General features: G+C 70.4%; 9 protein-coding genes. 2 read left to right on the top strand and 7 right to left on the bottom strand.

The genetic code is table 11. The features are described from left to right. Nucleotides 1-12 precede the first annotated feature (12 nt). Both LX14_RS09585 and LX14_RS09590 read right to left on the bottom strand, forming a co-directional pair. On the bottom strand, nucleotides 13-1,374 hold the full coding sequence (locus LX14_RS09585; RefSeq protein ID WP_253646986.1) for a glutamate-1-semialdehyde 2,1-aminomutase: 1,362 nt from the start codon (nucleotides 1,372-1,374) through the stop codon (nucleotides 13-15). Continuing rightward, a complete protein-coding gene (locus LX14_RS09590; protein WP_253646987.1) occupies nucleotides 1,371-2,489 on the bottom strand; it encodes a methyltransferase C-terminal domain-containing protein in 1,119 nt (372 codons plus the stop codon). The genes LX14_RS09585 and LX14_RS09590 overlap by 4 nt, the downstream gene beginning before the upstream one ends. A gap of 32 nt (nucleotides 2,490-2,521) precedes the next feature. On the opposite strand from LX14_RS09590, the gene rfbC reads away from it, so the two are divergent. Then, the gene (gene rfbC / locus LX14_RS09595; RefSeq protein ID WP_253646988.1) at nucleotides 2,522-3,079 is read left to right on the top strand and encodes a dTDP-4-dehydrorhamnose 3,5-epimerase; all 558 of its coding nucleotides are present in this window, start codon (nucleotides 2,522-2,524) and stop codon (nucleotides 3,077-3,079) included. Between the two features lie 43 nt (nucleotides 3,080-3,122). Here the strand turns inward: rfbC and LX14_RS09600 are convergent, their stop codons facing one another. From LX14_RS09600 to LX14_RS09615, 4 genes are read right to left on the bottom strand one after another with little or no spacing between them, the layout of a single operon-like run. Further along, on the bottom strand, nucleotides 3,123-4,151 hold the full coding sequence (locus LX14_RS09600; protein ID WP_253646989.1) for an NAD-dependent epimerase/dehydratase family protein: 1,029 nt from the start codon (nucleotides 4,149-4,151) through the stop codon (nucleotides 3,123-3,125). After that, nucleotides 4,148-4,837 (bottom strand): PIG-L deacetylase family protein, encoded by a 690-nt coding sequence (locus tag LX14_RS09605; protein ID WP_253646990.1) that lies wholly within the window; start codon nucleotides 4,835-4,837, stop codon nucleotides 4,148-4,150. Before LX14_RS09605 ends, LX14_RS09600 begins: the two co-directional genes overlap by 4 nt. After that, nucleotides 4,834-5,691, bottom strand: a complete 858-nt coding sequence (locus tag LX14_RS09610; RefSeq protein ID WP_253646991.1) for a glycosyltransferase family protein — start codon at nucleotides 5,689-5,691, stop codon at nucleotides 4,834-4,836. Before LX14_RS09610 ends, LX14_RS09605 begins: the two co-directional genes overlap by 4 nt. Further along, the gene (locus LX14_RS09615; protein WP_253646992.1) at nucleotides 5,688-6,941 is read right to left on the bottom strand and encodes a class I SAM-dependent methyltransferase; all 1,254 of its coding nucleotides are present in this window, start codon (nucleotides 6,939-6,941) and stop codon (nucleotides 5,688-5,690) included. Before LX14_RS09615 ends, LX14_RS09610 begins: the two co-directional genes overlap by 4 nt. A gap of 328 nt (nucleotides 6,942-7,269) precedes the next feature. Here LX14_RS09615 and LX14_RS09620 point away from each other — a divergent pair, with 328 nt between their 5' ends. Next, complete coding sequence (locus tag LX14_RS09620) at nucleotides 7,270-8,355, top strand: acyltransferase family protein (protein WP_253646993.1); 1,086 nt, start codon at nucleotides 7,270-7,272, stop codon at nucleotides 8,353-8,355. Here LX14_RS09620 and LX14_RS09625 read toward each other — a convergent pair. Continuing rightward, a partial coding sequence (locus tag LX14_RS09625; RefSeq protein WP_253646994.1) for an HNH endonuclease signature motif containing protein occupies nucleotides 8,352-8,690 on the bottom strand: 339 nt, incomplete at its 5' end. The genes LX14_RS09620 and LX14_RS09625 overlap by 4 nt on opposite strands.

An 8,690-nucleotide genomic window follows, 5' to 3' on the forward strand; every position in this document is an offset into this window, starting at 1 on the left:
CCCGCTCGACGGTCAGAGCCGGCGCGGGGCGGCGGTGCGGCGGAGTGCGGGTGCGACGGGTCGCCCGCGGAGCAGCCCGTCGACGCTCCCTGCCTCCAGCGCCCGCCGGTAGACGCCGATCGCGCCCGCGACGGCGTCGAGCGTCACCCGCAGGTCGTCGTCGGTGTGCGCCGCCGACGGCACGAAGGACTGCCCGAGGACGCCGCGGTCGATGATCTCCTGCAGGAAGAGCGTCCGGAATGCCTGCGACGGCGTGCCCTCGGCGTCGGCGGTACCGAACAGCAGCGCCGCCGGTCGTCCGAAGGCACGGAGGTGCGGTGCGACACCGGCATCGGCGGCGAGGGCGTTCACACCGTCGGCGAGAGCCGTGCCGAACCGTGTCATCGCTCCCACCGGATCCTCGGACCGGTAGGCGGCGACGACCGCGCGGAACGCCGCGAGCGAGGCCGTCTCGGGACCATGGGTGGTCGACAGCAGGAACACGCGGTCGGCGTCGGTGTTGAGGCCACCGAGCTCCATCAGCTCCCGCCGGCCCGCCAGCGCGGCGATCGGGAACCCGTTGCCCATCGCCTTGCCCCACGTCGAGAGATCCGGGGTCACGCCGTAGACGGACTGGGCGCCGTGTTCCGACCACCGGAACCCGGTGATCATCTCGTCGAACACGAGGACGACTCCGTGGCGGTCGCACAGGTCACGGACCGCCTCCAGGAAACCGGGAGCGGGTTCGGTCGACGCGGTCGCGGCCTCGAGGACGACGCACGCGAGGTCGTCGCCGTGGTCGGTGAAGAGCGCGCGCACCGACTCGATGTCGTTGAAACGGAACCGGATCGACTTGTCGACGACGTCGTCCGGGATGCCGGCGGCCATGCCGGTGGTCCCGATGAACCAGTCGTCGACGGAGAAGAACGGGTGGTCGCACACCCCGATCAGGGTCCGGCCGGTCGCGGCCCGCGCGAGACGGACCGCCGCGGTGGTGGCGTCGGAGCCGTTCTTGGCGAACTTGACCATGTCGGCCGTCGGCACCAGCGTGAGGAAGTCCTCGACCGCCTGCGCCTCGAGGACCGTCGGTCGGGAGAAGTTCACCCCGTCGGCGATCGTGCGGGTGACCGCGTCGACGACGCCGCGGTGGCCGTGGCCGAGTGTGACCGACCGCAGTCCGATGCCGTACTCGACGAACTCGTTGCCGTCGGCGTCCCAGACGCGGGCGCCGTCGCCGCGGACCAGGACGGGCGCCATGCCCTCCGGATACTGGTCCGACCCGCGCGCGTAGGTGTGTGCCCCACCGGGGACGTTGCGGTGCAACGCATCCTGGAGCCTCGAGGACTCCGTGAAGTCACGCGTCGACGTCGTCCGTCGCTCGTGCACCGATGTCATGGCGTCCCTCCCTGGTTGCTCCCGGACACCTTCGACGGTGGCTCGGTGACGAGCACGTCGGCGAGTGACGGGAAGTCGCGCCGGAGTTCGGCGACGAGGTCGGGCACGGTGACCAGGACTGCGGTCGGTCGTGCCTCCACGAGACTGTCGGGGTCGATGATGGGGATGTCGGTGCCGGGCATCCGCAGACCCCACTTCGCGGGTGAGGCGTCGGCGACACCGGCCAGCAGGTCCTTCGTGATGTGCGCGCCGGCGAACAAGGCGACGGCGCGGGATGCCGCGGCGTAGGCGTAGACGCGGCCGCCGTCGGCGGCGGCGTCGGTCAGCCACTCCCGCAGAGCCGTCCACTGGTCCTGGGCCGCGGCCTGCAGTGTCCCGACACGCTGGGGATCGGTCACCCCGGCACGGTTCTCGGCGTCCATCACGGCGCCGACCGAGGGATCCACGGGGTGATCACCGTGTCGGATGGCGAGCATGACGGTGCCTCCGTAGAGGTCGTAGGTCCACGCCGAGGTGATGGTCATGCCCACCGCGGCGAACAACGACTGCAGAGCGGCGAGTGAGTAGTAGGCGAAGTGCCCGTGGCGCAGCGCGTTCCACTGACCCTGCTCGACGATCGCGGCCACCGAGTGGAACTGGAACAGCAGCACGCCGTCCCGCGCGGTCGCCCGGGCGCGTTGGGCGGCGGCCGCGGCCTGATCGGGCTCGTGCATCATCCCGAAACAGTCGAGGACGACGTCGGACGGGCCCGCGTCGGGGCGACGGGTCCGCAGACCCAGATCGGTCAGGAGCGGGAGCCAGGTCCCGCCGTGCGGGCTGCCGAACTCCGCCGCGGTGGTGCCGACCAGCAGGCCGGCCTTCTCGGCGTCGGCGAGTGCGGCCGCGGCCTGGTCCCGCAGCGCCTGCGGTTCGACGCCGCGGGGTTCGTCGGCCGTCGTGTCGTCGTCGACCAGTTGGGCGAGAGAACACAGGCGGCACAGGGCCATCGACAGGGGATGGCCCGTCTCCGACTGCGTGACCGGGGTGTCGGCGCGCGGGAAGTGATCCGCGGCGGCCACCGCCCCGACGTCGAGGACCTGCTCGAGTCGCAGGGATCCACAAGCGCGACAGGTCATGCGACCACCTCCTGGTGCGGCACAATCGGATCGTGCGTATCGACACCACCGACCTCGACGGCGTCCTCGTGCTGGTCCCCGAACCGCATCACGACGACCGGGGGTTCTTCACCCGCACCTTCGACGCCGAGGAGTTCGACGCCCACCTCGGGGCGCCGGGGACCGCGGCCACGTTCGTGCAGGACTCGCAGTCGCGGTCGCTCCGCGGCGTGATCCGCGGGATGCACGGCCGACTCGGTCGCGGCGAGGCGAAGCTGGTGCGCTGTGCGCACGGCGCCGTCCACGACGTCCTCGTCGACATCAGACCCGACTCGCCGACCTTCGGACGGCACCAGGCCTTCCGTCTCGACGACGAGACCTTCCGGCACCTGTACGTCCCGCCCGGCTTCCTGCACGGCTTCCAGGCCCTGACCGACGTCGCCGACGTGTGTTACCGCATCGACCGCCCCCACGACCCCACCGAGGACGTCGGCGTGCGGTTCGACGACGCCACCCTCGGCATCGACTGGCCCGCCCCGCCGTCGGTCGTGTCGCCCCGCGACGCGGCCGCCGGCGACTGGGCGGCACTGGTGGGTGTCGTCGGCGGCTGACGTCTCCGACCGGGTGGTCATCGCTGCTCCGGCGTGTGGCGGGTCAGACGGCGGTGGCGACACGACGCATCGACGCGTCGAGGGCGCCCGCGTCGATCGACCGCTGCAGATGGGCCAGCCGGGTGAACCGGAGCCGGAAGTCCTCGTCGTCGAGTCCGTCGGTGACATACCGGCCGGCGAGTTCCCGTGCGCCGTCGGCGACGCTCCACGCGGCCTCGTAGCCCAGGACCCGGCGCGCCTTGGCGAAGTCCACGCGGTACGAGCGGGGATCGCCGCCGAACTCACCGGTGATGAGCAACTCCGATCCCGGCACGGCCAGGACGACGGCCTCCGCGATCTGCGTGACGGTCAGGTTGTTCGACTCGGTCCCCACGTTGAACGCCTCCGACCGGACGAGGTCGGCGTCGGCGACGAGGCACGTGGCGAACGCGTCGGCGATGTCGAGGGCGTGGACGAGCGGACGCCACGGGGTGCCGTCGGACATGACGCGGACCGTGTTGGTGAGGACGGCGTGCCCGACGAGGTTGTTCAGGACGATGTCGGCCCGCAGTCGCGGCGAGAACCCGAACGCGGTGGCGTTGCGCAGGTACACGGGGACGAAGTGCTCGTCGGCCATCGCCGTGAGGTCGTCCTCGACGCGGACCTTGCTCTCCGCGTACGGGGTGAGCGGACGCAGCGCCGCGTCCTCGCCGACGAGTCCGTCGCCACCCGCGCCGTACACCGAGCACGTCGAGGCGTAGAGGAAGCGGGCCACGCCCGCCTCCTTGGCCAGACGCGCGAGCCGCACCGACGCGTGGTGGTTGATGTCGTAGGTGATCTGCGGTTCGAGCGCGCCGAGCGGATCGTTCGACAGTGCCGCGAGGTGGATGACGGCGTCGAACCCGCGCAGGTCGGCCTCGGTCACGTCGCGCAGATCGCGGGTGATCGTCGGCGGGTCGACCGGCTGCGCCCCGAGCACGCAGTCGGCGAAGTAGCCCGAGTCGAGCCCGGTGACCTCGTGGCCCGCTGCGGTGAGGACGGGCACCATGACGGTGCCGAGGTATCCCTGGTGGCCGGTGACGAGAACCTTCACGGCGTGACTCCTTCGATTGCCGGTGTGGCGGTGGTGGTCGGGGTCCCGAAGGCGAGCGACGCCTTCTCCAGGACGAATGCTTCGGCGTACCGGGACCGGCACATCACCCCGCGCAGTCGGGCGAGGCCGAGGAACGTCTCCTCGTCGAACCAGTCCCGCGCGACCTGTGACGGGTAGTGACGGTGCAGGAGGTCCGACTTCTCCTGCGCGACAGTGGCGTCGAGAGGATGGAAGACGGTCGGTGACGGCAGGTCGCTCTCCCACTTGGGGATCTCGTAGCCGAGGACCAGGTGGTCGCGGAACTCTGTCGGCACGATCTCGGCCAGCAGCCGGTGGTCCTGGTGCGCGTCATGGCGTTGCGGCGCGAGGACGACCTCGGGGCTGCAGGTGCGCGCGAACGCCCGCACGCTGTCCTTGACCCGGCCCCACAGGGCCGGCGCCGAGCCGTCCGGGATGTCGTCGACGGTGACCTCGAGCGGCATCGCACCGCAGAAGGCGGACAGCGCCGCGCGCTCCTCCTGCTCGCGCGCGGTCCCGCCGCCGCTGAGCACCAGCGCGCGGACGCGGACGTCTGGATGCGACTTGGCAAGGGTCAGCAACGTGCCACCGACGGCGATGGCGATGTCGTCGCAGTGCGCGCCGAGGACGGCGATCTCGGTGAGATCGCCTGTGTGCAGGCCGATCACGAGACGGCGCCCACCGGCTGCGCAGCGTGCGCGTCGGCGGTGTCGACGGCGATGGTGGTGGTGGTGTCGCCGGCGGGGCGCGGCGTGTCCCACACCATCCACGGACGGTCCCCGCGGTGGTAGGCCGCCTCGAGGTCCGCGCGCTCCTTGAACGTGTCGGCCGGCTTCCAGAACCCGGTGTGGCGGTAGCCGTACAGGCGACCCTGGGTCGCGAGTCCTCCGCAGGCGTCGGCGACGAGGTCGCCGCCCTCGGGGAGGTGGTCGAACACCTCCTGCGTCAGCACGAAGAACCCGCCGTTCTCCCAGATGGGGAACTCCGACACCGGCGTGATGCCGGTGACGGTCCCGGACTCGGCGACGTCGACGCAGTGGAACGACGACTGCGGCGGGACCAGCATCATCGAGGCGGCCGCACCCGAGGTGACGACGGTGTCGACCATGGTGTCCAGAGGCGCGTCGGTGAGGACGTCGGCGTAGTTGGCGAGGAAGTACTCGTCCCCGCCCAGATGCTTGCGCACACGCCGAAGGCGTTCCCCGATGGGCGATTCCAGACCCGTGTCGGCGAAGGTGATGGTCCAGTCGCTGATGTCGGACCGGAGCAGGTCGACCCGTCCGTTGCGCATCACGAAGTCGTTGGACTCCGCCTCGTCGTAGTTGAGGAAGTAGTTCTTGATGTGGCTCGCGCCGTACCCGAGGCACAGGATGAACTCGGTGTGGCCGAAGTGCGCGTAGTAGCGCATGACGTGCCAGATGAGCGGTCGCGGACCGACCATCTGCATCGGCTTGGGGATCATGTCGTCGGAGCTGTTGCGCATCCGCATCCCGTATCCGCCGCAGAACAAGACGACCTTCATGCTCGGCTCCCGTCGTAGACCGCATCCGCGTCGGCGTGATGCAGGGTGGGCAGTGGGTAGACGATCTCCCCGCCCCAGTTGCGCACGTGCGCGAGCTGGCGGGTGAGCTCGGTCTCGAGATTCCAGGGCAGGACCAGCACGACGTCCGGCTGGTCGGCGTCGATCCGCTCGGGTTCGACGATCGGGATCCGTGTCCCGGGTGTGAAGCGGCCGTGCTTGTACGGGTTGCGGTCCACCGTGTACTCGAGCAGGTCGGGACGGATGCCACAGAAGTTCAGCAGGGTGTTCCCCTTGCCCGGGGCTCCGTACCCGACGACGCGGCGCCCGTCGGCCTTGCACTGCAACAGGTATCGCAGGAGGTCCTGTCGGACGGACTCGGCGCGTGCCTGCATCCCGGTGTAGCCGCTGACGTGGTGCAGGCCGGCGGCCTCCTCGTCGGCGAGGACCTCGGCGACCCGCGGACCCGGCTCGCCGGCCACCTCGGACGGGCGTGCCCACAGGCGGATGGACCCGCCGTGGGTGCCGAGCACCTCGATGTCGACGACGGACAGGTCCGCCGTCGCGAGCGCCCGCATCGCCGACAGCGCGGTGTAGTACTGGAAATGCTCGTGGTAGATCGTGTCGAACTGCCCCAGCGTCACCAGGTTCAGGGCGTGGTGCACCTCGATGCTCACCCACCCGTCGTCGGCGACGAGCCGTCGCAGCGACCGCGTGAACCCCAGCAGATCCGGGATGTGGGCGTAGACGTTGTTGGCGACGACGAGGTCGGCGGGGCAGAAGGCCGTGGTGACCTTGCGGGCCAGGTTCTCGTCGAGGAACGCCGTCTCGGTGGGGACGCCGCGCTCCCGCGCGGCGGCGCCGACGTTGACCGACGGCTCGATGCCCAGACACGGGATACCCCGCGCCCCAGCGTGTTGCAGCAGATATCCGTCGTTGCTCGCCACCTCGACGACGAACGAGTCGTCGCCGAGGCCGACACGGTCCACGGCCTGCTCGACGAACTCCGCGGCGTGGGCGACCCAGCTGTCGGAGTAGGACGAGAAGTAGGCGTACTCGGTGAACGTCTCCTCCGGCGTGATCAGCGACGGGATCTGCAGCAGCAGACAGTCGCGGCACAGCCGCAGGTGCAACGGGAACGTCGGCTCCGGAGCGTCGAGCTCCGCGGACGTCAGGAACTTCTCACATGGTGGTGTGGCGCCGAGATCGACGACGCTGACCAGATCTTCGGATGCGCACAGACGACAGCGCATACCGCCCCCCTCGAACGGTTCGTTCCCAGGGGGCCACATCGACCCCCTGGCCGGAAACGGCCGACCTCCTCCCCAGGCGTCGGACCGCGAAGTCATTGAATCACGTCTTCATCCTGGTGTCAGGTCGGGCTCGGCGCGGTCACGTCCGGGGTGTCCCCCGAACGAGTCACGCCACAGGTTCGTCGACCCTCAGCGGCGTGCGTCGAGGTGGCGCCACCCTCTAGGGTCGGGCGCACAGCAGCACGATCTGGGGGGAGAGGCTGTGAGTTCGACTGTGCCGGTGGGTACCCGGAGGGGCGGGACCCGACAGGACCCGACTGTGCGCCGATTGGCGCATCTCGACGGTGTCCGAGCGGTGGCCGCGCTGTACGTGCTGGTCGACCATGCGCTGGTGACCGCGGGTGTCGCGGGACGCGACGGCGAGTACCGCGGGTGGGAGGCCGCGGTGTTCGGGTGGGCCCAGTGGGGTCACTCCGGTGTCACCGTGTTCATCGCACTCGCCGGGTTCTCGCTCGGGTTGCCCGTGGGTCGCGTCGGGGGACTGCCCGACGGTCTGTGGGGGTTCCTCCGTCGGCGAGCCCGGCGCATCGTCCCGCCCTACTGGATCGCGCTGACCGTGACGATCGTCACGAGCCTGGTGATCGTGGCCTGGCGGGGTCACGCCGACTCCCGGCTCCCTCTCACCCCGACGGGATGGATCGCCGACTACCTCCTCCTGCAGGACGTGATCCCGGTCCGGGACGCGACGTACACGCTGTGGTCGGTGTCGGTCGAGTGGCACATCTACCTGGTGCTGCCGCTGCTGGTGGTGCTCTGGAGGCGGTTCGGCCTGGCTGCGGCGGTCGCGGTCTGCGCCGGGTGCGGCGCGCTGGGGATGCTCGCCGACGCGTTCGTCGACGACCGGTTCGGCCGGTTCTATCCCGAGTACTACCTGGTGTTCGCGGTGTCGGCCGGTGCCGCGATCGCACTCCGTCGCGCCCCCGCGGTGATCGACCGGATCCCGCTCCGCGCCGTCGCCGCGCTGTCGGCCGTCGTCGTCGTCGCGGTCTGGATCGCGATGCCGCTGCGGTGGATCATCACGAACTCGCCGTGGCTCGACGTGGTGGTCGGCGTGGGCGTCGTCGCGCTGCTGTGCGCGATGACCACCGGGCGTGCGCCGGGGTTGCGGGCGGCACTGTCCTGGACGCCGCTGGCGTCGGTCGCCGCGTTCTCCTACAGCCTGTACCTCATCCACGCGCAGCTGCTCACGGTGCTGGACCTGACGGTCGTGACCCCGCTGCACCTGTCGCCCGACGTCCGGCTGGCGATGTTCTGGGGCCTCGGATGTCCGCTGATCGTCACGGCCGCATGGCTGTTCGCCAAGGTCGCCGAGAAGCCGTTCCTCCCGCCGCCGCGCGTGGTGCCGCCGCCCTAGAAGGGCGGTGGGTCGGCGTCCTCGGCGCGTTGGATGGCGCGCAGGTGTGCGGCGCGTTCTGTGTCGCGTCGGGTCGCGAGTGTGGTTCGCGCAGGATGGTTCTCGGGTTTCCTGGGTGGTCCGAGGGCGGGGAAGATGTCGACGGCGGTGTAGGCGTTGCCGAGGAACATGTGTCCGGTCGGGGATTCGAAGAACGCTTCGCCCAGGGGTGTCTGGTAGTCGCGCCACCGTGTGTCGAACGTTTTGATGCGGTGGTGGAACCGGCACAGGGGTTTCAGGTTGTCCCGGGTCGTCTGACCACCAGAGTCCGGGTTGTGGTGGTCGAACGGGGTGGT

This window comes from Williamsia deligens (genome assembly GCF_024171765.1).
Lineage (GTDB): Bacteria > Actinomycetota > Actinomycetes > Mycobacteriales > Mycobacteriaceae > Williamsia_A > Williamsia_A deligens.